The following is a 21,119-nucleotide window of genomic DNA, read 5'->3' on the forward strand; positions in this document are numbered from 1 at the left end:
GGAGACTGTTTTCAGGCTTCACCGGGCGGCTCGAGGGTGTCGCCCGGCGCAGTTTGAAAGCCGTTTCGTCAGAGTGGGAACCCGTCGGCCGTAGGTTACGGCGGGCTCCAATTCCTCTTTGCTCTCTCGTTTTTCTCAGGCCGCGATGGCCGATTCTTCCTGAACCTCGCACACCACCGCCTGAATGGCGGCCTGCGCCTGCCTGGCCAGCAGGTTGCGGTCCTGGTGGGTACTCGGCAGCGCCGGCAGCAGGTGGATCTCCACCACGCCCCGATCATGGGCGAACAGGCGCATCAGGTGGCTGACCAGGTCGTCGTCACCGATGAAGGGCGCCAACCCGCAGGCCTGGCCGTTGCGCCGGTAGCGCAGCGCCACCGGCTGCACCGGTACGCCGGCTTCGATGGCGCTGGCCATCAACCGGCCGTGGAAGGTACGCAGGCGGGTGCCGTCGGTGGTGGTGCCTTCGGGGAACACCAGCAGCGAACGTCCGTGCGACAGGTGCGTGGCCAGTTGCGCGTTGATCATCCGCGAATCCCCCGATCCCCGGCGGATGAACAGTGTGCCGGCCTTTTCCGCCAGCCAGCCGGCCACCGGCCACTGGCGCACTTCTGCCTTGGACAGGAAGGTCAGCGGCAGCAGGCCGCCGAGCAGCGGAATATCGACCCACGACACATGGTTGCAGACCCACAGCATCGGCCGCGCGGGCAACTCGCCGTGCACCTGCAGTTCGAAGGGCAGGGCGGCGGACAGCCGCGCTAGGAACCAGCGCGTCAGGCGCTGGCGCAGCGCCATGCGGTCGCCGGGCAGGCGCTCCAGCAGGCTGACGAAGCTGGCCAGCGCGAGGCCCACCAGCAACAGAGCCAGCAGGCGGGCGACGCGCAACCCGGCGCGCAGGCGGCGCATCAGACGGCGGCCTTGAAGTGACGGGCGTAGCGCGGGCAGAGCTCGTCGCGCTTGAGCAGGATGAACACGTCGGCGACGCCGAAGTCCGGGTCCCAGCAGGGCTCGCCGCAGATTTTCGCCCCCAGGCGCATATAGGCCTTGAGCAGCGGCGGCAGCTCGGCGGTGAGGTTCTCCGGCACGTCCATCGGCGGCAGCGGCGTCTTCGGCTCGGCGCGCAGGTTCTGCTGGCACAGGTAGCGCTCGCGCAGGCGTTGCATCACCGCGCGGGCCTGGATGCCGCCGTCGCGCATGGGGATGCTGGCGCAGCCCATCAGGTAGCGGTAGCCGCCTTCGTTGAGCACTTCGGCCAGTTCGCTCCACAGCACGGCGATGGTGCCGCCGTTGCGGTAGTCCGGGTCAACGCAGGTGCGGCCGATCTCCAGCACCGGGCCTTGCAGGTCGCCCAGGCCGTCGAGGGCGAATTCCTCTTCGCTGTAGAAGCGGCCCAGGCGCTGGGCGGCGCGGTGGTCGAGCAGGCGGGTGGTGGCCACCAGCGCACCGCTGTTGAGGTCGCGCACGCCGATGTGGGCGCAGTGGCGGTCATAGTCGTCCATGTCCAGTTCCTGCTCGGCTCCCTTGAGGCGGGCGTCGAATTCGCTGCTGAACACGCGGTAGCGCAGGGCCTGGGCTTCGCGCAGGGCGCGGGCGCCGCGCAGACGCACGGCCTTGAGTCGGCGCTGCGCCGGGGTGTCACAGGAGAGGGCGATCTGACTCATGCGAGTGCCTCCGTGAACCGGCCATGCGGGTTGCGGCCGGTCGGCTTTGTTGTGCAAGCTCAGGCTAGGAATGACCGGTGTCACGCCCGTGACGGTGCGGTGATGCTTGTATGACAAGAACCCCGATCTCGAAGGAAGGAGCGCCGCGATGCCCTGGAAATGTCTGCTCGGCCCGCAGGACCGCTTACCGCCCGGCCTCGCCCTGGACGACTGGTACGCCGAATTGCTCACGCGCGCCGGGTGCGCCGGCAGCTTCGAACTGGCAGTGCTCGGCGGCCGCCTGGCGACTTCGCCGGGGCTGGCCTTTCTCGCCGGCTACCAGGCCGCCCTGCGTGCCCTCTGGCCGGCCGCGCCGCGCAGCCTCGGCGCGTTGTGCGTGACCGAGAAGAAGAGCGTGCGCCCCGCCGACCTGCAGACCCGCCTCGATGGCCTGGTGCTGCACGGCCGCAAGGACTTCGCCACCGCCGCCGACAGTGCCGCCTGGTGGCTGGTGGCCGCGCGCGACGAGGAGGAGGGCGAGCCCCCACGCATCGCCATGACCGTGGTGCAGGCCGGCGCTCCGGGGGCGACGCTCGAAGCGCTGCCCGCCCTGCCGCTGATGCCGGATATCCCCCACGCCCGCCTGCTGCTCGACGGCGCCCATTGCGAGCGCCTGCCTGGCGATGGCTGGGAGGCCTACAGCAAGCCCTTCCGCACCCTGGAGGACACCCACGTGCTGGCGGCGATCTGCGCGTGGCTGTACGGATTGGCCACGGAGCGCCAATGGCCGGCGCAGCTGAGCCTGCGCCTGGCGGGCGTGCTCGCCGGCTGCGCGGAGGTCAGCCGGCAGCCGGCTTCGCAGGCGCCGACGCACCTGCTGCTGGCCGGTGTGTTCAGCCAGTTCGAAAGCCTCGCCTCGGCACTGGACGCTGCATTCGCCGCTGGCGATGCGGCACTCGCGGCGGTGTGGAAGCGTGACAAGGGCGTGCTCGCCATCGCTGGCGCCGCGCGGGCCAAGCGCCTGGAGAAGGCGAGGGTGGCATTGGGCCTTGACGCAGGTCAGTGAGGCCCCGGTGAGGGGTGGTTAGCCTTGCAGCCGTTTCTGCCGCTGTATTCAGAAATTTCCGCAGGGCTACCCACTGTTTTCCCTCCCACTGCTTTAGGAAATCCCTCATGCGACGCGAACCCATCGTCCTGTTCGACGACGGAATACACCAATGCCTGTGTTTCGACGACCTGGTCAGCGGCGACGGTGTGCAATCCAACCAGTTCCTCATCGTCGACCACGACAAGCGGCTGTTGCTCGACCCGGGCGGCGACCTGACCTACACCCCGTTGTCACTGGAACTCTCCAAGCTGTTCCCGCTGCAGGATCTGGACTACATCTTCGCCTCGCACCAGGACCCGGACATCATCGCCGCGCTGGACAAGTGGCTGCTGCACACCCGCGCCAAGGTCATCTGCTCCAAGCTCTGGGCGCGCTTCCTGCCGCACCTCACGGCCAACTACCTGGCCGTCAGCCACGGCATCTCCACCTATGACCGGGTGATTCCACTGCCCGACCGCGGCGAGTCGGTGCCGTTGGGCCGCTGCCAGCTGAAGATGATCCCCGCGCACTTCCTCCACTCGGTGGGCAATTTCCAGATCTACGATCCCGTCAGCAAGATCCTCTTCTCCGGCGACATGGGCGCCTCCCTGGTGGACGACGCCAGCCCCGTGCAGGATTTCGCCGCCCACGTGCCGCACATGGAGGGCTTCCACCGCCGTTACATGGCGTCGAACAAGGTCGGCCGGCTGTGGGCCAACATGGTTCGCGGGCTGGACATCGAGATGATCGTTCCGCAGCACGGCCGGCCATTCGTGGGCAAGGCGATGATCGGCGCCTTCCTCGACTGGATCAGCGACCTGCAGTGCGGCATGGACCTCATGGGGCCGGACGATTACCAGGTTCCCCGATGATCGATTGCGCCAATGGTCATCGATAACGGCACGATCGGCGCTTAATCCGTCATCTTCGCCGTGCTAGGGTGCGGGCCACCTGATAACAAGAGGCCCGCCGATGCCCATTGCCCCCTTCCGCCCAGCGCTGCGCGCGCTGGCCCTGGCGACCTGCCTGCTGAGCAGCCACGCCCACGGCGCCGAAACCTGGCCCGAGGCCGACTGGCCCCACGGCGCCACGCCCAGCGGCGCCGCCGTGCAGGCGTTCGAACGCTACGCCTTCCCCAGCCGCGATGACGACAGCCGAAAGGGCGTGCGCACCGACGCCGTGGTGGTCATCCGTGACGGCCAACTGATCTACGAACGCTACGCCGGCCCGACCCGCGCCGAGACGCCGCACCTGGCCTGGTCGATGAGCAAGAGCGTGATGGCCAGCGTCCTCGGCGTGGCCTATGGCGAGGGTAAGTTCCAGCTGGACGACCCGGTCGCCGCGCATTACTCGGCCTTCGCCGAGCATCCCGACATCAGGATGCGCGACCTGCTGCACTGGGCCTCCGGCCTGGCCTGGCAGGAAGAATACGAGTACGCACCGGTGCGCTCCTCGGTGGTGGCGATGCTCTACACCCGCGGCCGCGACGACATGGCGAAATTCACCGCCGGCTTCCCGGCCGATGCCGCGCCGGGCAAGCGCTTCCGTTATTCGAGCGGCGACAGCAACGTGCTGTCCGCCACGCTCAAGCAGATGGTCGGCAAGGATTACCCGAACTACCCCTGGACCGCCCTGTTCGAGCCGCTGGGTATCCGGTCCGCCGTCTGGGAGCGGGATGCCAGCGGCACCTTCGTCGGCTCCTCCTACGCCTACATGACCGCCCGCGACCTGGCCCGCATCGGCCTGCTGATGGAGCGCGGCGGGCGCTGGAAGGAGCGCCAGCTGTTGCCGCAGGACTGGCTGAACTTCGTCCTCGCGCCGTTCCCCGAGTACCAGCCCGACCCGCAGAAGCCCAATGAGGCAGTGCCCGGCGGCCAGTGGTGGCTCAACCGCCCGGTGGCCGGCGCGCCCGCGCCCTGGCCGGATGCGCCGGAAGACACCTTCGCCGCCCTCGGCCACTGGGGCCAGGCGCTGTACGTGATCCCCGAACAGAAGCTGGTGATCGTCCGCTACGCCGACGACCGCGACGGCAGCTACCAGCACGACACCTTCCTCAAGCTTGCCCAGGCGGCCTTCGCCCACGGGGAGGTGCAGCCATGATCCGCCGTCACCCGATCCTCACCGCCCTGGTCCTGCTGTTGCTCGCGCTGGTCACCACGGTCTGGCAGAACCGCGTCCACCTGGCCGCCTTCCCCGGCATCATCGGCGCCTACACCGCCAAGGAGTACTGCTCCTGCCGCTACGTCATGGGGAACTCGGCGGACTATTGCCGGGCCTATACCAAGCAGTACGTGCCGACCAGCGCCTTCCTCGACGACGAAGCGCGCAAGCGGGTGACCGCCCGTGGCCTTGGCAGTACGCAGACAGCCGCCTGGCTCGGTGTGCGCGAGGGATGCCAGCTGATGCCCCAGGCGGATACATTGCCCGAACCGGGCAACCACTGACGGGCGCGTTCCACGGAGCGGGGCGACCCGCTTCGGAGGATGAATGCATTCTTTTGTAACAGGAGCGGTGTGTCTGCTGCTCGTGCTCACGAGCCCCTTCGCACTGGCCGAATGGCAGCTGGACGGCGACACGTCGCGGATCAGCTTCGTCTCGGTCAAGCGCGGCAAGATGGCCGAGGTGCAGCGCTTCGACCGCCTCTCCGGGCAGATCGACGACCAGGGCGCGGTGCGCGTGGTGGTGCCGCTGGAATCCATCGACAGCGGCTTGGCATTACGCGATGAACGGATGCGCAATGCCTTCTTCGAGATCGAGCGCTTCCCCGAGGCGATCATCAGCAGCCAGCTGGACCTGAGCCGTTACGACGACCTGCAGGTCGGCCAGTCGCGCCAGGAAACCGTGGACTTCAACCTCGACCTGCACGGCCAGCAGCGCCGGCTGAAATCCGAGGTGCTGGTCAGCCGGCCCAGCGAGACCCGCATCGAAGTTACCACCCTGGAGCCGCTGGTGCTCAAGCTGATCGACTTCGACCTGGAGGAAAAGCTGGAGCCGCTCAAGGAAGTCGCCAACGTGCCTTCCATCACCCCCGAGGTGCCGGTGTTCGCGGTGCTGGGATTCAGCCAGGTGATCAAGCAGGCGCCGTGAGGGTGCGTGTTACGGGGGCTCTCCTGTTGGTGCGTCTGTGCTCTGGTGAAGCATTGTGCCGGCTTTGCCCTCACCCCAACCCTCTCCCAGGGGGAGAGGGGCAGATCGGCGCCGGTTGACGCTTGGGTTTTATCCTGCACCGAACGGTTCCCTCTCCCGTTTGAGGAGCGGGGCGCGCAGCCAGGGTTAGGGTGAGGGGCCTTTGATCGTGGAGCCCGCAAGGCGCGGCGCTCGGACGGGTTCGCGAGCAAGGGCTAGGCCCCCTCGGTGCGACAAAGAGCGTACCAGGGCTGACCTGTAGGAGCGGGCCATGCCCGCGATCCGCCGGCAGGGCCGGCGTCGGGGAGGCTTTGCGAGCAAAGGCTAGTCGCCCCCTCGGTCCTACGAAGAGCCATGCATTTCGGCACGGCCCTGGCTCTTGAAGACTTCCAGATAAATTCCAGCGCACTCCGAACGGCCCCGTTCAGGAGGCCGAGTGGAAGCGGAGTTTCAGGGGTTGAGCGGCATGGATCCGCGAGAGCTGCGATGGGCCAGGGATGGCCCTTCGCAGCGGGCCCCTGAAACTTCGCTGGAGCGAGGGTATTTTTCGCTTCAAGCGAAAAACCGGATGTCCGGGGCAAGACCTTTGCCTTCTTTGGGGCGTTTGCCAAAGAAGGTCGCCCGAGGGGGCGAAACAAGAAGTCCGTGCGCACACCGGAGCGGCGCAGGAACACCCAAGCCGAGGCAGCAAACCTGCATGATCGCATCAGGACAGACGCCGGCCCTGTCGGCGGATCGCGGGCATGGCCCGCTCCTACAGGTCAGCTCTGGTGCGCTCTGTGTCGGACCTAGGGGGCGCTTGGCCGTTGCTCCTGAACCGCACGGGTGCTGAGCCCATCGCGGACGAAGTCCGCTCCTACGCCCGCACCGCAATGCCCGGCAGCTCCGGCTGAAAGCGAAAGCCGGAGCCCACGCTGCAACTGGAAGCGCTGATGAGCACGAAGGTGAGCAGCAGGATGGTTTTCATGGCGACTCTCCTGTCATTCAGGATCGGACAGCCTCCAGTCTAGGCCGCGCCGCGCGATGTGTGCCGAAGGTCAGGAAGCTGCCCGCCGCGAACAGCCAGGCGCTGACGCCGCCGTAGCCGAGCACCCAGCCGAACCCCTGCACCAGCGCCGCGCGGGCAATGTCCGGTTCGTCCGTGCCCAACCGGCCGCTGGCGATGCTCGCCGCCAATTGCAGCTTCTCGCCACCCTCTACGCCGTTCAGCGCGGCGGCGACGCCGGAAAGCAGGATCAGCCCCATCACCGCGATATTGATCGCCAGGGAGATCATCCGTGCACTCATGTCGATGCCCGACGCCATGCCGGCGCGGGTGGCGGGCACGGCGGCGGTGGAGGTGTTGGTCACCGTGGTGTTGGTCAGCCCCAGGCCGATGCCGGCGAGCACGCAGCCTGGTAGCAGCGTCAGCCAGCTCGCGCGGTCCACCGCGCTGCCCCAGAGCATCAGGAAGAAGCCGGCGCCGATGACGAACAGGCCGCCCGGGATCACCCAGCCCGGCTGGAAGCGATGCGCCAGGCGCTCGGCGATCGGCGGCACCACCAGCGTCGGCAGGGTGTAGGCGAGCAGCGACCAGCCGGCCGTCACGTCGTCGTAGCCGAGCACGCCGTGGTAGTACACCGGCAGGTAGATCATCAGGGGCCAGAAGCTCACGTTCATCCCCGCCGAGCCGAACAGGGCGCCGGCGAAGGCGCGGATGCGCAGCACCGAGAAGTCGAACATCGGGTGCGCGACGCGGCGTTCGATCAGCACGAAGGCCGCCAGACAGGCGATGCTCAGCAGCAGGACCGCCAGCGCGGCCGGGCTGGCGAAGCCCATATCCGCCCCCTGGGTGATGTAGAACACCGTGCCGAGCACCGCCAGCGACAGCGTCAGCATGCCACCGACGTCCAGCCGCTCGGCGTCCGGATCGCGCGACTCCACCGCGCCATACTGCGCCAGCACCAGGGTGAGCAGGGCGAGCGGGCCATGGACCAGGAACACCCACTGCCAGCTCGCCATGGCGACGATGGCGCTGCCGATGATCGGCCCGAAGCCCAGGCCGACGCCGAACACCACGCCCCAGGCGGCGAAGGCACGCACGCGCTCGGCCGGGTCGCTGAACTGGCTGGTGAGCACCGCCACCTGGCAGATCAGCATGATCCCGCCGGCGGCGCCCTGCAGGAAGCGCCCGGCGATCATGGTCGGCATGTCGCCCGCCAGCCCGCAGAGCAGCGAGGTGATGCCGAACAGCGCCAGGCTGATGACGAACAGGCGCTTGCGGCCGTAGCGGTCGGCCAGGGTGCCGGCGGCCATCAGCACGCTGGTGACGGCGATGGTGTAGGCGTTCATCACCCATTGCAGGTCCTGGAAGTCGCCGTGCAGCACGCGCTCCAGCGCCGGCAGGCTGGCCGGCACGCTGGAGATCTCCAGGCCGAACATCATCGAGGACAGGCACACCGCCGCCAGGGCGATGAGGTTTCTGGGGTTGTGGTGGGCAGTCATGGGAGTGGGCTCCGTTTGGCGAGCCACCATTGTCGAAAAGAACGAGGTTCCCCATTGGCTCCATTTCGTCCCATCATTAGGTCTTCTCAGGATGCAAAAGGGCAGGGCGATGGATGACCGACTCGATGGCATCGCCACCTTCGTCCAGGTGGTGGATGCCGGCAGCTTCGCCGTGGCGGCGGAGCGGCTGAATCTCACGCGCTCCGCGGTGGGCAAGGCCATCGCCCGGCTGGAGGCGCGCCTGGGCGTGCGCCTGCTGCAGCGCACCACGCGCAGCCAGAACCTCACCGACGACGGCCAGGTGTTCTACGACAGCTGCGTGCGCGCGCTCGCGGAGCTGGACGCCGCGCACACGGCGCTGGAGGGCGGCCGCAGGGAGCCGCGCGGGCGCTTGCGGGTCAGTGTGCCGATCTCCTTCGGCCACCTCTGCGTGGCGCCGCTGATGCTGGAGCTGGCGCGGCAGTATCCATCGCTGAAGATCGACCTGTCGTTCACCGACCGCCGCGTCGACCTGGTGGAAGAGGGCATCGACCTGGCCGTGCGCATCGGCCCGCTGAGCGACAGCGCCACACTTGCCGCACGCAAGCTGGGCGTGCAGTACACGGGCATTGGCGCCGCGCCGTCGTACATCGCCGAGCATGGCATGCCCGACCACCTGGACGATCTCGTCGGCCACGCGTCCATCAGCTACTCCGTCGCGGGCGTCACCTCGCCCTGGGACATGCGTGATGACGACGGCTATGCCAGGCGCATCGAGATGGACCCGCAGCTGAGCATGGACGACCTGCAGGCGATCACTGCCGCCGCCGTGGCCGGCTTTGGCCTGGCACGCCTGCCGACCTGGTTGCTGGCGCGGCACGTGAAGCGTGGCGAGCTGGTGGTGGTGAAGGGGCGCTGCCGGTTGCCGCCGCTGGACATCCATGCGGTGTGGCCCAAGACCCGCTACATGCCGTCGAAGATCCGCTGCGCCATCGATGCGCTGGTCGCGGGGATTCCCGCGCTGCTGGCCGACTGAACCATTGGCGCCGCCGCCTGCCCAATGGGCTCGCCGCGTGGCTGGTTTGCAAGCCGCCGCCCGGCCGCTATCGTTGGCCGTTGATCCGTCCGTTTCTCATGTAAGGGATTTCATGCGCTCGCTGTTCGCCTTCCTCGTCGCGGCCTGCTTCGCCGCGTCTGCCCAGGCTGCCTGGTACCTCGACTACGAGTCCTCGCGGCTGACCTTCGTCACCACCAAGAACGCCGATATCGCCGAGGTGAACCGCTTCCTGGTGATGCACGGCAAGGTGGAGGAGCCGGGCCAGGTGGAGCTGCGCATCGAGATGGACTCGGTCAGCACCGGTATCCCGCTGCGCGATGAGCGCCTGCGCGACACGCTGTTCGACACCGGGACCTTCCCCGAGGCGCGCATCACCTCGCGCATCGATCTGCGCCCGATCACCGATCTGGCCAACGGCGTGCAACTGGAGATGCGCCTGCCGCTGCGCCTGGAACTGAACGGCCAGGCGAAGGACTACCGCACCGATGTGCTGATCACCCGCCTGGACGAACACCGCTTCCAGGTGGTGACCCTCTCGCCGCTGGTGATCAACGCCGCTGACTTCGGCCTGGCGCCGGGCGTGGCGCAGCTGCGCAAACTGGCCGGGCTGAAAAGCATCGGCCTGTCGGTGCCGGTGGGCGCCGTGCTGATCTTCGCCTCGCGGTGAGCGGCCCGATCTTCCCCTGGCGGACGGGCAACCGTTTCGCCCTGCTGTGCGACGGCGAGCGCTTCTTCCCGCGCATGTTCGACGCCATCGACAGCGCCGAGCGGCAGATCGAGCTGGAGCTCTACCTGGTGGAAAGCGGCAGCTGCGCCGAGGCGCTGCTGGACCGCCTGCTGGCCGCCCGCGCACGCGGTGTGAAGGTGCGTTGCCTGTTCGACGCCTTCGGCAGCCTGAAACTCTCCAGCGCCTGGACGCGGCAGCTGCTGGAGGCGGGCGGCGAGCTGCGCCACTACAACCCGCTGAGCTGGAAGGCCGGCCTGCGCAATCTGTACCGCGACCATCGCAAGCTGCTGCTGGTGGACGAACGCATCGCCTATGTCGGCGGTACCGGCGCCACCGACGAATTCTGGTCGGCGCGGGACAACCGCAGCGACTGGCACGAAGTGATGGTGGAGATGACCGGGCACATCGTCGCCGACTGGCAGCGCCTGTTCGAGCGGCAGTGGAATGCCTGCCTCGGGGTGCGCGCCTGGAAGCCCCGCGAGGAAGTCCTGCTGACCCGCCTGCCGCCCATTCCCAACGGTGGCGAAGGCCTGGCGCGGGTGGCCTATGCCGACGCCGGGCAGCACCGCGACATTCTCCAGGCGCTGGTGCGTTCGCTGCGCGGCGCGCACCAGCGCGTTTGGCTGGCGACGCCTTATTTCCTGCCGACCTGGAAGGTCCGTCGCGCACTGCGCAAGGCGGCCCAGCGGGGTGTCGACGTGCGCCTGCTGCTCACCGGTCGCCTCACCGACCATGCTCCGGTGCGCTACGCGGGGCAGCGCTACTACCCAAGCCTGCTGCGCGCCGGGGTGAAGATCTTCGAGTACCAGCCGCGTTTCCTTCATCTGAAGATGGTACTGGTCGATGATTGGGTCAGTGTCGGCTCGTGCAATTTCGATCATTGGAACCTTCGGTTCAATCTGGAGGCCAATGTAGAAGCGTTCGATCCACAGTTCACCGCGGCGGTGGCCGACTGCCTGGCCGCCGACTTCGCGCAGAGCCGCGCGATCGACCTGGAGTTCTGGCGTGCGCGCCCCTGGTGGAAACGCCTGCGTGAGCGCCTTTGGGGCTCGCTGGACCGACTGGTGGTGAACTTCCTCGACCGCCGCCGATAAGGTCGTTGTTCGTCCAGCTGGCCTTCGTCTTGTCGGGAGGAGAGAAGCGTGGACGGGTTGCAGAAGAAGGAACGTTTCATCGGGCTGGAATGGCTGCGCTTCCTGATGGGCCTTTACGTGGTGGTCTACCACACCCTGCACAGCTACCCGGCCGAGCAGAAGTTCCCCGGCCTCGATGACCTCACCGCCCTGGGCTTCTTCGCCACCAGCACCTTCTTCGTGCTCTCCGGCTTCCTGCTCTGCCACGTCTACGTCACCGACGGGCAGTTGCGCGAGAGCCCGCGCAGCTTCCTGACCAAGCGCCTGTCCAATCTCTACCCGCTGCACATCGTCTCGATCCTCCTGACCATCGCCGTGCTGCTGGTGGTGAGCGGCCTGGGCATCGGCCCGGATTTGGACCAGGCGACCCCGCGTTTCGTCATCTACGACACCAACGAGGCCATCGGCCGGCTCCGGCCGGAGCTGTTCCACCACTGGATGAGCGACCGCGAGCTGCTGTTCAACAGCATCCTCCAGCTCACCATGCTGCAGGCCTGGAACCCGTATTACCTGACGTTCAATGCGCCGCTCTGGTCGCTGTCGACGCTGTTCTTCTTCTACCTCTGCTTCCCCTACGTCGCGCCGCGGCTGGCGCGCCTGCGGCACAAGTGGCGCTGGTTGCTGGCGCTGTGGGGGCTCTACCTGATCCCGCCGGTCCTGGTGGTGGCCAGCGAGCAGTACGGCATGCCCTGGACCGGGCTGCTGCACCGCAACCCGCTGCTGCGCCTGCCGGAGTTCCTCAGCGGCATCCTCGCCTACGGGCTGTTCCGCGAGTACAAGGACGCCGGCCGCCTGCCGGGACGAGGGATGCTGACGGCGATGGGCGCGTTCGTGCTGGCGAATTTCCTCGTCGCCGATTACCTCTACACCCACGGCGCGAAGTTCTGGTACTTCCTGCTGCACAACGGCCTGCTGCTGCCGGCGCAGCTCATGCTGGTGGTGATGTGCGCGATGCCCAAGGACCCGCGCAGCAGCCTGATCCGCCACTGGTCGCCCCGGCTGGGAGCGGCGTCGCTGTCGCTGTTCGCCCTGCATGTGCCGTTGTTCACGCTGTTCTCGCGCAGCGAAAAACTCATCCGCGCGCCGGGGGACTGCCTGGCGGACTGGGCCTTCTGCGTCGAATCGGCGACCCACCAGCAGCTGTCGTTGTGGCTGTATCCGCTGTTCCTGCTGTTCATGGTTACCAGCTGCGTGCTGGTGCAGGAACGCTGCGTGGTGCCGGTGCGCCAATGGCTGGTGCGTCACTTGTTGCCGGCGCCGGCGGCGGCTCGGCGGCGGGTGATGACCGGGTCATAGTTTCGGGCCGTTCGCGAGCAAGCTCGCTCCTACGAAAAGCTTGACCTGATCCTGTAGGAGCGAGCTTGCTCGCGAACCGCTGCCATGGAGCTTGAGAAAGTAGGGCGCATAACGCGCCAGCGTTATCCGCCGCGGGGCAACCGGCGGATAACCCGTTCCGGGTTATGCGCCCTACGGGCCTGCCATGCCGTGCTTCGCCCGCGCAGCCAACCTGAGCCGCCCGTGCTAGGTTTTCTTGAGTGCCGCCGCTGCGGCCCTTCGCGGACGAACATCACCATGCCCCTTGAGTTCCGCCTGCTCCGCGGCGACGCCATCCGCCCCTTCATCGATGACCTGGCGCGCCTGCGTGTCACCGTGTTCCGAGAATTCCCCCACCTCAACGACGGCAGCGCGGAGTACGAGGTCGGCTACCTGGACACCTACGTGCGCTCGGCCTGGAGCCTGTGCGTGCTGGTGCTCGACCAGGGCCGCCTGGTCGGCGCCGCGACGGCGCTGCCGCTGCAGGAAGCGAGCGAGGCGCTGCAGCGGCCCTTCCTGCTGCTGGGCGGGAATCCGGACCGGGTGTTCTATTTCGGCGAATCCGTGCTCCTGCCGGAGTATCGCAACGGCGAGCTGGAACAGCGTCTGTTCGAGGAGCGCGAGGATTACGCGCGCAGCCTGCAGCGCTTCGACTGGTGCGCCTTCTGCGCCGTGCAGCGCCCGCAGGACCACCCCGCGCGACCGGCGGTGTACCGCACGCCGGATGCCTTCTGGCTGCAACGCGGCTTCACCCCGCAACCCGGGTTGCAGGCCGAATACCGCTGGCGGGATATCGGCGAGCAATGGGAGACGAGCAAGTCGGTGATGTTCTGGCTCAAGGAGCTGAGCTGAGCGGGGATCAGTAGCCGGCTTCGCGTTGATGACGGATGGCGAGGATCACCAGGGTTTCGCCGTCGATGCGATAGCGCGCCAGGTAGCCGCTGTCGCCGAAGTCGATGGGCCATTCGCGAAAGTCCACGGGCAGGCCATCGATCAGTCGGCCCATCTGCGGGTATGCGCCCAGGGCCTGGGTGGCCTCGATGATGACCCGGCCGGCGCGGCGAGCGGCGGTCGGGTTGGTGTCTTGCAGGAAACGGCGCAGGCGTTCGAGGTCCCGCACTGCGGCGGGCGCGTAGATCACTTGCATGTCGGCGCGTCTTGCTCGTCCTCAGCGCCCCAACTGTTCAGCCAGTTCTCCACGGCTTGCGCGGTAACGTGCTGGCCGGTGGCCTGGAACTGTTCCCAGGCCTGCTCGGTGTCCTTTTTCAGCTTTTCCCGCTGTTCCTCGCGCACCACGTATTGGCCGATGGCTTCGCGGATGATCCAGTGCGGGGTGCGCTGGCGCAGCTCCGCCAGCTCGCGGATGCGGGCCAGCATGTCCTCGTCGAGTTTGACTGAAGTCGCCATGTTCCGATCCCGTTAGTGAAAGGTACTACCGGGTAATACTTCGTATGTCGGGGACAGGTGTCAAACAGGACAGGATGAGTGGGACGCCGGAAGGTGTAACTGTGATGCCATCGCCCCGGACTTTCGACGGGTGGCAAGGCGCGGCGCGCTGGTTATGCTCGGTGGATAACCATAAGAGGGACTTTCCATGCTCCGAGCGGCCCTGTGCGCCTTTTTCCTGCTGCTTGCCGGCTGCAGTTCGCCCGGCGCGTTCTTCGGCGCGGTGGATGGCCCGCCCTTCGGCGCGCTGCCGGCGGATGCGCAGCAGGCCACGGTGTACCTCTACCGGCCGCAGAACCAGTGGTCCGACGAGGAGCTGGAAGCGCCCGGGCTGTTCATCAACAACGAGCTGATCGGCAGCCTGCCGAGCAACGGCTACCTGGCCCTGAGCTTTGCCCCTGGCAGCTATCCGCTGCAGATGCGCCGCCCGTTGCTGGGCAGCTTCTGGACCTTCTTCGCCGGTGGCAGCCTGGACTTCACCCTGATCGCCGGCTTCACCCTCGAAGCCCGCGCCGGCGAGGTCTACTACCTGCGCTACGACGAGACCCACACGCCGCCCAAGTACGAGCACACCGCCGGCCAGGGCGCCGGCCCGCTGCAACTGGTGGGCAAAGAGCTGGGCTCGCGGGAAATCCCCGCCACCCGGCAGGTGCAGGAGCCGGTGCGCATCGCTGCGAGCGGCGAGGAGGTCCAGCCGCCCGGTTTCTGGCAGCGCCTGGGCATGTAGTAACGGCCTATTACCCGCGCGTCGCCCATCTGGCTAACCTCTTCCTGTCGCCCGCTTCCTGCCCGCGGGCCTATGCCAGAAGGAGCCCCATGATGGCCGCGAAGAAGATCCTGATGCTGGTCGGCGATTACGCCGAAGACTACGAAACCATGGTGCCGTTCCAGGCCCTGCTGATGGTCGGGCATACCGTCCATGCCGTCTGCCCGGACAAGAAGGCCGGCCAGAGCATCCGCACCGCCATCCACGATTTCGAAGGCGACCAGACCTACAGCGAGAAGCCTGGCCACAACTTCGCCCTCAACGCCGACTTCGCCGGTGTGCGCGCCGAGGATTACGACGCGCTGCTGATCCCCGGCGGCCGCGCACCGGAATACCTGCGCCTGAACGCCAAGGTCATCGAACTGGTGAAGGCCTTCGACGCGGCGAAGAAACCCATCGCCGCCGTTTGCCACGGCGCCCAGCTGCTGGCCGCCGCCGGCGTGCTCAAGGGCCGCGCGTGCAGCGCCTACCCGGCCTGCGGCCCGGAAGTGACGCTGGCTGGAGGTGAATACGTGGACATCCCGGTGGACGCCGCCCATGTCGACGGCAACCTGGTCACCGCCCCGGCCTGGCCGGCGCACCCGGCGTGGCTGGCGAAGTTCCTCGAGGTGCTGGGTACGAAGATCAGCCTGTAGACTGGCCGACATCCAAGCGGGAGAACCGTCCATGTGCGAACTCTATGTAAAGGCCGACCCGATTCTTTATGAATCGCGCACCCGATCCCTGCGCATCCGTGGCGTGGTCACCACGTTGCGCCTGGAGAACCAGTTCTGGGACATCCTGCGCGAGATCGCCGAAGTGGACGGCATGACCACCAACCAGTTGATCGCCAAGCTCTACGACGAGGTGATGGACTACCGCGGGGAGGTGGTGAACTTCGCCTCCTTCCTGCGGGTGAGCTGCACGCGCTTCCTCGCCCAGCGCCGTGACAATGTCGTCGAGCTGAACCGGGTGCCGCGCAGCGCGTGACTCTTGCTCCGGACTTCACCTGCAGGAGCGCGCTATGCGCGCGATCGCGGGCATGGCCCGCTCCTACAATGAAGCACCGCTGTCGCCAGCTTTTGTAGGAGCGGATTCATCCGCGATTGGCCGGCCCATACGCCGAAGCTCACCCTGGGGCACTTAGTGCCCTTTGTAGGAGCGAGCTTGCTCGCGAACCGCCCAGCCTCGGACTCCCCCGTCACTCCGGTTCGCGAGCAAGCTCGCTCCTACAGATGCAAATGAAAAAGCCCGGCACATGGCCGGGCTTTTTCATGCAGCGAACAAGGCTGGGCCTTACTGCACTTCCACCGCCAGGTTCTCGGCGATCTTCTTCTGCCAGATGGCCGGGCCGGTGATGTGCACCGACTCGCCCTGGGTGTCGACCGCAACGGTCACCGGCATGTCCTTGACCTCGAACTCGTAGATCGCTTCCATGCCCAGTTCGGCGAAGGCCAGGACCTTGGACTTCTTGATCGCCTGGGCCACCAGGTAGGCGGCGCCGCCGACGGCCATCAGGTAGACGGCCTTGTTGTCCTTGATCGCCTCGATGGCGATGGGGCCGCGCTCGGACTTGCCGATCATGCCCAGGAGACCGGTCTGCTCGAGGATCTGGCGGGTGAACTTGTCCATGCGGGTCGCGGTGGTCGGGCCAGCCGGGCCAACCACTTCGTCACCGACCGGATCGACCGGGCCGACGTAGTAGATGAAGCGGCCCTTGAGGTCCACCGGCAGCTCTTCGCCCTTGTTCAGCATGTCGACCATGCGCTTGTGCGCGGCGTCGCGGCCGGTGAGCATCTTGCCGTTGAGCAGGATGGTCTCGCCCGGTTTCCAGCTCTGCACTTCTTCGGGGGTGATGCTGTCGAGGTTGACGCGGCGCGCGGACGGGCCGGCTTCCCAGACGATTTCCGGGTAGGCGTCCAGCGGCGGCGCTTCCAGTGCGGCCGGGCCCGAGCCGTCGAGCACGAAGTGCGCGTGGCGGGTGGCGGCGCAGTTGGGGATCATGCACACCGGCAGGGAGGCGGCGTGGGTCGGGTAGTCCATGATCTTCACGTCGAGCACGGTGGTCAGGCCGCCCAGGCCCTGGGCGCCGATGCCCAGCTGGTTGACCTTCTCGAACAGCTCGAGGCGCATTTCCTCGATCTTGTTCTGCGGGCCGCGGGCCTTGAGTTCGTGGATGTCGATCGGGTCCATCAGGACCTCCTTCGCCATCACCGCGGCCTTCTCGGCGGTACCGCCGATGCCGATGCCGAGCATGCCCGGCGGGCACCAGCCGGCGCCCATGGTCGGAACGGTCTTGAGCACCCAGTCGACGATGGAGTCGGACGGGTTGAGCATGGCCATCTTCGACTTGTTCTCGGAGCCGCCGCCCTTGGCCGCCACGTCCACTTCCACGGTGTTGCCCGGGACGATGGAGTAGTGGATCACCGCCGGGGTGTTGTCCTTGGTGTTTTTACGGCTGCCTGCCGGGTCGGCCAGGATGGAGGCGCGCAGGACGTTCTCCGGCAGGTTGTAGGCGCGACGCACGCCTTCGTTAATCATGTCGTCGACGCTCATGGTGGCGCCGGCCCAGCTCACGTCCATGCCCACGCGAACGAATACGGTGACGATGCCGGTGTCCTGGCAGATCGGGCGGTGGCCGGTGGCGCACATGCGCGAGTTGATCAGGATCTGCGCCATCGAGTCCCGGGCGGCCGGCGATTCTTCGCGCAGGTAGGCCTCATGCATGGCCTGGATGAAATCAACCGGGTGGTAGTAGGAGATGAACTGCAGGGCATCGGCGACGCTCTGGATCAGGTCGTCTTGCTTGATCACGGCCATGGAGCACGGTCCTCTTCAGGCGGGTAGTACAGGCGTACAGCCTGTTACATCGGGAATTCGCCGACACGGCTGCGGCGAAAAAAGGCGCCGTAGTATACCGCTGCGGCCGCTCGCCGCGCACCCGCCAGCGATCCGACCTTGGTCCCAGGCGATCCGCGCGTTCTTGCTTGCGTTGCGCGCTGCGCCCACATTCCGGTCGGCTAGGCACTGGGGCACTTTGAGAGTACAGTGAAGGCCAGGTGCCATTACGGGACGGAGCCCCATGAGCACGCTGAAACCACCTCTGAAGCAGCACGCCTTACAAAAACTACTCATCAGGCGATTCGGCATGGCCCTTGGGACCTATGCCCTGGCGCTTCTGCTGTTGTGGTTGGCCGTGTTCGGCGAGTTCTACCGCGCCCCCGTCAGTTTCGCGCTGGCCTGCACCCTCCTGGTTGCCGGCAGCCAGCTGGTGTTCGCCTGGCTGTTCCTCAGCGGGCGCAACCAGCGCTTCGCCGATCCCAGCATGACCGAGCCGCAGGTACTGGTGGCGGTGGTCTGGCACACCCTGTTCCTGGCCAACGTCGACACCGCGCGCGGCACGCTGATGGTGCTCTACGTGCTCATCCTGCTGTTTGGCGTGTTCCAGTTGCAGCCGCGGGTGTTCGCCCGCTGCGCGGCGCTGGCCTTCATCGCCTTCGCTGGCCTCAACCTCCACGAAGCCTTCCAGCAACGCCTGCAACTGCCGGCCCAGGCCGTGCTGCAACTGCTGGTGCTGTTCATCGTGCTGACCTGGCTGAGCCTGTTCGCCGGCTACGTGCAGTCGCTGCGCCAGCGCATGCGCCAGCGCCGCTATGCGCTGCAGGCGCACCAGGACACCCTGCGCGGCATGATGCGCCAGCTCGAGGACCTGGTGGCCACCGACGAACTCACCGGCCTGTTCAACCGCCGGCACTTCCTGCGCCTGGCCGGTCGCGCGCTGGAAGAAATGCGCCCCGGCCAGCGCCATGGCCTGGCGCTGATCGACCTCGACCATTTCAAGCGCATCAACGACGTTCACGGCCACGCGGCCGGCGACCGCGTGCTGCAGACCTTCGCCGCCGTGGCGCGGGCCTGCCTGCGCGAGGGCGACGTGTTGGCGCGCTACGGCGGCGAGGAGTTCGTCCTGCTGTTGCCCGACGCTGACGCCGACCGCCTGACCTCCTGCTGCGAACGCCTGCGCGTGGCCTATGCGGCGGCGGAGCCGGTGGGGGTGAATATCGAAACCCTGAGCCTGTCGGCGGGCATGACCCTGCTCGGGGCCAACGATGATCTCGACGAGGCCTTGCAACGGGCCGACCAGGCGCTCTACCGTGCGAAACGCAGCGGACGTGACCGCTGCGATGCCGCATGGGAGTGGACGCGTGCCTGAGATACGGGCCGGATCGCAACGCTTTTCGGTCAGCCCCGGAGTCAACCTGCTCGATGCCCTGCGCGGGGCCGGCATTGCCGTGCCCTACAGTTGCCGCGCCGGGAGTTGCCACGCCTGCCTGGTGCGCTGTGCGCAAGGCGAAGTCGAGGATGCCTTGCCCGCTGCGCTGGACCCGGCGCGCCGCGCCGAGGGTTGGCGCCTGTCGTGCCAGTGCCGGGTGATCGGCGACGTGGCGGTGGAAACCTTCGACCCGCAGCGCGATGGCCTGCCGGCCACGGTCGCCGAACTGGACTGGCCCTCCGCGGACGTGCTGCGCCTGCGCCTCATCCCGCAACGCCCGCTGCGCTACAGCGCCGGGCAGCACTTGATCCTGTGGAGCGCCGAGGGGGTCGCGCGGCCGTATTCCCTGGCCAGCGTGCCGGGCCTCGATCCCTGGCTGGAGTTCCATATCGATTGCCGCGAGCGCGGCGCCTTCGCCGATTTCGCCCGTGGCCTGAAGGTCGGCGACGGCCTGCGCCTGGGCGAATTGCGCGGCGGCGCGCTGCATTACGATGCGGAATGGCACGAACGGCCGCTGTTGCTGATGGCGTCCGGCACGGGCCTGGCGCCGCTCTGGGGCGTGCTGCGCGAAGCGCTGCGGCAGCATCACAGCGGGCCGATCCGGGTCATTCACCAGGCCCATGACGGCAACGCCCATTACCTCGCCGAACCCCTGCAATCCCTCGCCGCCAGCCACCCGGAGCTGGAGGTGACGCTGATGACCACGGCCGAGTCGGCCGCGGTTTTGGCGCAACTCCGGCTTGTTTCCCGGCGAACCCTCGCCTTACTCTGCGGCCATCCCGCCAGCGTCGATGCCTTCGCACGCCGCCTCTACCTCTGCGGCGTGCCCCGTGGCCAGACGCTGGCTGACGTGTTCCTGCCCCACGCCTGAGGGCCCGTTCGACACCTGCTGCGCATCGGGCAAGGTGTTGAAAGGGAACCCAAGCGGTCGCCCCATCTGAATAAGAACAAGGAATTGCCATGAGCGAACAGATTCTCGTCGAGCGCGAAGACGGCTTGCTGACCCTGCGCCTGAACCGCCCGGACAAGATGAACGCGCTGACCCGCACGATGTATGCCGGTCTCGCCGATGCCCTGGAGGCGGCGCAGGAGGATCGCTCCGTGCGCGTGGTGCTGATCACCGGCAACGCCGAGTGCTTCACCAGCGGCAACGACATCGTCGACTTCCTCCAGGAGCCGCCGAGCGGCCCGGACAGCGCGGTGTTCCGCTTCATGCGCGCGCTGATGGAGTTCACCAAGCCGGTGGTCGCCGCCGTCGCCGGCCCGGCCGTGGGCATCGGCACCACCTTGCTGCTGCATTGCGACCAGGTGTTCATCGCCAAGGGCGCCAAGCTGAAGATGCCGTTCGTGAACCTCGCCCTGTGCCCGGAGTTCGGCTCCAGCTTCCTCGTGCCGCGCCTGGTCGGCCCGGTGAAGGCCTCCAGCCTGCTGCTGCGCGGCGAGGGCTTTACCGGCGAGCAGGCGGTGGCCTACGGCATCGCCAACGAAGCGCTGGCGGACGGCGCGGCTGCGCTGGAGCGTGCCCGCGAGGTTTGCCAGGCCTTCCAGCAGCTGCCGCCAGCGGCGGTGGCGCTGAGCAAGCGCCTGCTCAAGGCGCCCTTCATCGAGGAACTGCGCCGCGTGGTGGCGGAGGAGGGCCAGCACTTCGTGCAGCGCCTGCATTCGCCCGAAGCCCACGAAGCGCTGAGCGCCTTCACCCAGCGTCGCCAGCCGGATTTCTCCAGGTTCCTTTGAGCGGCGCTACTGTGCAGGAGCGCGCCTTGCGCGCGAATCGCGGGCATGGCCCGCTCCTACAGGGGAATTCGATTTCACCGATGACGTAGGAGCGGACTTCGTCCGCGATAGGTTCACATCGCGTCGGAAGCCAGCGCGGACGGAGTTCGCACCTCTGCAAGGTTTCCCACACAATCTGTGGAACGCGCTGTGGATAAGCTCTGGGGCAACCCGTCGAACCCACGCCCGGCGTGGCCTGTAGGGGATTGTGCGGTATTTGAGCGATGCCCTGCCGGTTGCCCACAGTCGATGTGGAAGGCCCTGTGGATAACCTCTGGTGCAACCGCTGCAGGCCAGGCACCACGAGCCTTGAAGCCGATTGAGCAAGAAGTGAACTGCCA

Annotated in this window: 22 protein-coding genes; 16 read left to right on the forward strand and 6 right to left on the reverse strand. The window is 67.3% G+C overall.

What is annotated here, in order from left to right; genetic code table 11:
- Nucleotides 1–135 precede the first annotated feature (135 nt).
- The gene (locus ACNFIA_RS13535; protein WP_416785548.1) at nt 136–903 is read right to left on the reverse strand and encodes a lysophospholipid acyltransferase family protein; all 768 of its coding nucleotides are present in this window, start codon (nt 901–903) and stop codon (nt 136–138) included.
- Nucleotides 903–1,658 (reverse strand): L-ornithine N(alpha)-acyltransferase, encoded by a 756-nt coding sequence (gene olsB / locus ACNFIA_RS13540; protein WP_259757288.1) that lies wholly within the window; start codon nt 1,656–1,658, stop codon nt 903–905. The genes ACNFIA_RS13535 and olsB overlap by 1 nt, the downstream gene beginning before the upstream one ends.
- 148 nt (nt 1,659–1,806) lie before the next feature.
- On the opposite strand from olsB, the gene ACNFIA_RS13545 reads away from it, so the two are divergent.
- From ACNFIA_RS13545 to ACNFIA_RS13565, 5 genes are all read left to right on the forward strand, one after another.
- Nucleotides 1,807–2,703: an acyl-CoA dehydrogenase gene (locus ACNFIA_RS13545; protein WP_416785550.1), complete on the forward strand. Its 897-nt coding sequence runs from the start codon at nt 1,807–1,809 to the stop codon at nt 2,701–2,703.
- Between the two features lie 107 nt (nt 2,704–2,810).
- The gene (locus ACNFIA_RS13550; protein ID WP_416785553.1) at nt 2,811–3,596 is read left to right on the forward strand and encodes an MBL fold metallo-hydrolase; all 786 of its coding nucleotides are present in this window, start codon (nt 2,811–2,813) and stop codon (nt 3,594–3,596) included.
- 100 nt (nt 3,597–3,696) lie between these two features.
- Nucleotides 3,697–4,824 carry a serine hydrolase domain-containing protein gene (locus tag ACNFIA_RS13555; protein ID WP_416785556.1) on the forward strand — a complete coding sequence of 376 codons (1,128 nt, stop codon included), beginning with the start codon at nt 3,697–3,699 and terminating at the stop codon, nt 4,822–4,824.
- Nucleotides 4,821–5,168 carry an amidase gene (locus ACNFIA_RS13560; protein WP_416785558.1) on the forward strand — a complete coding sequence of 116 codons (348 nt, stop codon included), beginning with the start codon at nt 4,821–4,823 and terminating at the stop codon, nt 5,166–5,168. Before ACNFIA_RS13555 ends, ACNFIA_RS13560 begins: the two co-directional genes overlap by 4 nt.
- 43 nt (nt 5,169–5,211) lie before the next feature.
- Entirely contained in the window at nt 5,212–5,811 is a 600-nt protein-coding gene (locus ACNFIA_RS13565; protein WP_416785560.1) for a YceI family protein, read from the forward strand.
- Between the two features lie 1,023 nt (nt 5,812–6,834).
- On the opposite strand, the gene ACNFIA_RS13570 is transcribed toward ACNFIA_RS13565, so the two are convergent.
- Nucleotides 6,835–8,334: an MFS transporter gene (locus ACNFIA_RS13570; protein ID WP_416785562.1), complete on the reverse strand. Its 1,500-nt coding sequence runs from the start codon at nt 8,332–8,334 to the stop codon at nt 6,835–6,837.
- Between the two features lie 109 nt (nt 8,335–8,443).
- Here ACNFIA_RS13570 and ACNFIA_RS13575 point away from each other — a divergent pair, with 109 nt between their 5' ends.
- The 5 genes from ACNFIA_RS13575 to ACNFIA_RS13595 all read left to right on the forward strand — a co-directional run bounded on the left by ACNFIA_RS13575 (nt 8,444) and on the right by ACNFIA_RS13595 (nt 13,396).
- Nucleotides 8,444–9,349, forward strand: coding sequence for a LysR family transcriptional regulator (locus tag ACNFIA_RS13575; RefSeq protein ID WP_416785565.1), 906 nt, complete (start codon nt 8,444–8,446; stop codon nt 9,347–9,349).
- A gap of 112 nt (nt 9,350–9,461) precedes the next feature.
- Nucleotides 9,462–10,037, forward strand: a complete 576-nt coding sequence (locus ACNFIA_RS13580) for a YceI family protein (protein ID WP_259757280.1) — start codon at nt 9,462–9,464, stop codon at nt 10,035–10,037.
- A complete protein-coding gene (locus ACNFIA_RS13585; protein WP_416785567.1) occupies nt 10,034–11,191 on the forward strand; it encodes a phospholipase D-like domain-containing protein in 1,158 nt (385 codons plus the stop codon). The genes ACNFIA_RS13580 and ACNFIA_RS13585 overlap by 4 nt, the downstream gene beginning before the upstream one ends.
- 48 nt (nt 11,192–11,239) lie before the next feature.
- The gene (locus tag ACNFIA_RS13590; RefSeq protein ID WP_416785570.1) at nt 11,240–12,526 is read left to right on the forward strand and encodes an acyltransferase family protein; all 1,287 of its coding nucleotides are present in this window, start codon (nt 11,240–11,242) and stop codon (nt 12,524–12,526) included.
- A 276-nt stretch (nt 12,527–12,802) separates the two neighbouring features.
- A complete protein-coding gene (locus tag ACNFIA_RS13595) occupies nt 12,803–13,396 on the forward strand; it encodes a GNAT family acetyltransferase (protein WP_416785573.1) in 594 nt (197 codons plus the stop codon).
- Between the two features lie 7 nt (nt 13,397–13,403).
- On the opposite strand, the gene ACNFIA_RS13600 is transcribed toward ACNFIA_RS13595, so the two are convergent.
- Nucleotides 13,404–13,691: a type II toxin-antitoxin system RelE/ParE family toxin gene (locus tag ACNFIA_RS13600; protein WP_416785575.1), complete on the reverse strand. Its 288-nt coding sequence runs from the start codon at nt 13,689–13,691 to the stop codon at nt 13,404–13,406.
- Nucleotides 13,682–13,951, reverse strand: coding sequence for a CopG family ribbon-helix-helix protein (locus ACNFIA_RS13605; protein ID WP_416785578.1), 270 nt, complete (start codon nt 13,949–13,951; stop codon nt 13,682–13,684). The genes ACNFIA_RS13600 and ACNFIA_RS13605 overlap by 10 nt, the downstream gene beginning before the upstream one ends.
- A 187-nt stretch (nt 13,952–14,138) precedes the next feature.
- Here ACNFIA_RS13605 and ACNFIA_RS13610 point away from each other — a divergent pair, with 187 nt between their 5' ends.
- The 3 genes from ACNFIA_RS13610 to ACNFIA_RS13620 all read left to right on the forward strand — a co-directional run bounded on the left by ACNFIA_RS13610 (nt 14,139) and on the right by ACNFIA_RS13620 (nt 15,725).
- Nucleotides 14,139–14,717: a DUF2846 domain-containing protein gene (locus ACNFIA_RS13610; RefSeq protein ID WP_416785580.1), complete on the forward strand. Its 579-nt coding sequence runs from the start codon at nt 14,139–14,141 to the stop codon at nt 14,715–14,717.
- Nucleotides 14,718–14,806: 89 nt separating this feature from the next.
- On the forward strand, nt 14,807–15,391 hold the full coding sequence (locus ACNFIA_RS13615; protein WP_416785583.1) for a DJ-1/PfpI family protein: 585 nt from the start codon (nt 14,807–14,809) through the stop codon (nt 15,389–15,391).
- 31 nt (nt 15,392–15,422) lie between these two features.
- Complete coding sequence (locus ACNFIA_RS13620; protein WP_416785586.1) at nt 15,423–15,725, forward strand: ribbon-helix-helix domain-containing protein; 303 nt, start codon at nt 15,423–15,425, stop codon at nt 15,723–15,725.
- 306 nt (nt 15,726–16,031) lie between these two features.
- Here the strand turns inward: ACNFIA_RS13620 and ACNFIA_RS13625 are convergent, their stop codons facing one another.
- Nucleotides 16,032–17,555 carry a fumarate hydratase gene (locus ACNFIA_RS13625; protein ID WP_416785588.1) on the reverse strand — a complete coding sequence of 508 codons (1,524 nt, stop codon included), beginning with the start codon at nt 17,553–17,555 and terminating at the stop codon, nt 16,032–16,034.
- Between the two features lie 262 nt (nt 17,556–17,817).
- On the opposite strand from ACNFIA_RS13625, the gene ACNFIA_RS13630 reads away from it, so the two are divergent.
- The 3 genes from ACNFIA_RS13630 to ACNFIA_RS13640 all read left to right on the forward strand — a co-directional run bounded on the left by ACNFIA_RS13630 (nt 17,818) and on the right by ACNFIA_RS13640 (nt 20,739).
- Nucleotides 17,818–18,945, forward strand: coding sequence for a diguanylate cyclase domain-containing protein (locus ACNFIA_RS13630; RefSeq protein WP_416785591.1), 1,128 nt, complete (start codon nt 17,818–17,820; stop codon nt 18,943–18,945).
- Nucleotides 18,938–19,876 (forward strand): iron-sulfur-binding ferredoxin reductase, encoded by a 939-nt coding sequence (locus ACNFIA_RS13635; RefSeq protein WP_416785594.1) that lies wholly within the window; start codon nt 18,938–18,940, stop codon nt 19,874–19,876. Before ACNFIA_RS13630 ends, ACNFIA_RS13635 begins: the two co-directional genes overlap by 8 nt.
- A gap of 89 nt (nt 19,877–19,965) precedes the next feature.
- Entirely contained in the window at nt 19,966–20,739 is a 774-nt protein-coding gene (locus ACNFIA_RS13640; protein ID WP_416785596.1) for an enoyl-CoA hydratase-related protein, read from the forward strand.
- Nucleotides 20,740–21,119 lie beyond the last annotated feature (380 nt).

Origin of the sequence: Pseudomonas sp. NY15437 (genome assembly GCF_048068435.1) — a bacterium.
Lineage (GTDB): Bacteria > Pseudomonadota > Gammaproteobacteria > Pseudomonadales > Pseudomonadaceae > Pseudomonas > Pseudomonas nitroreducens_B.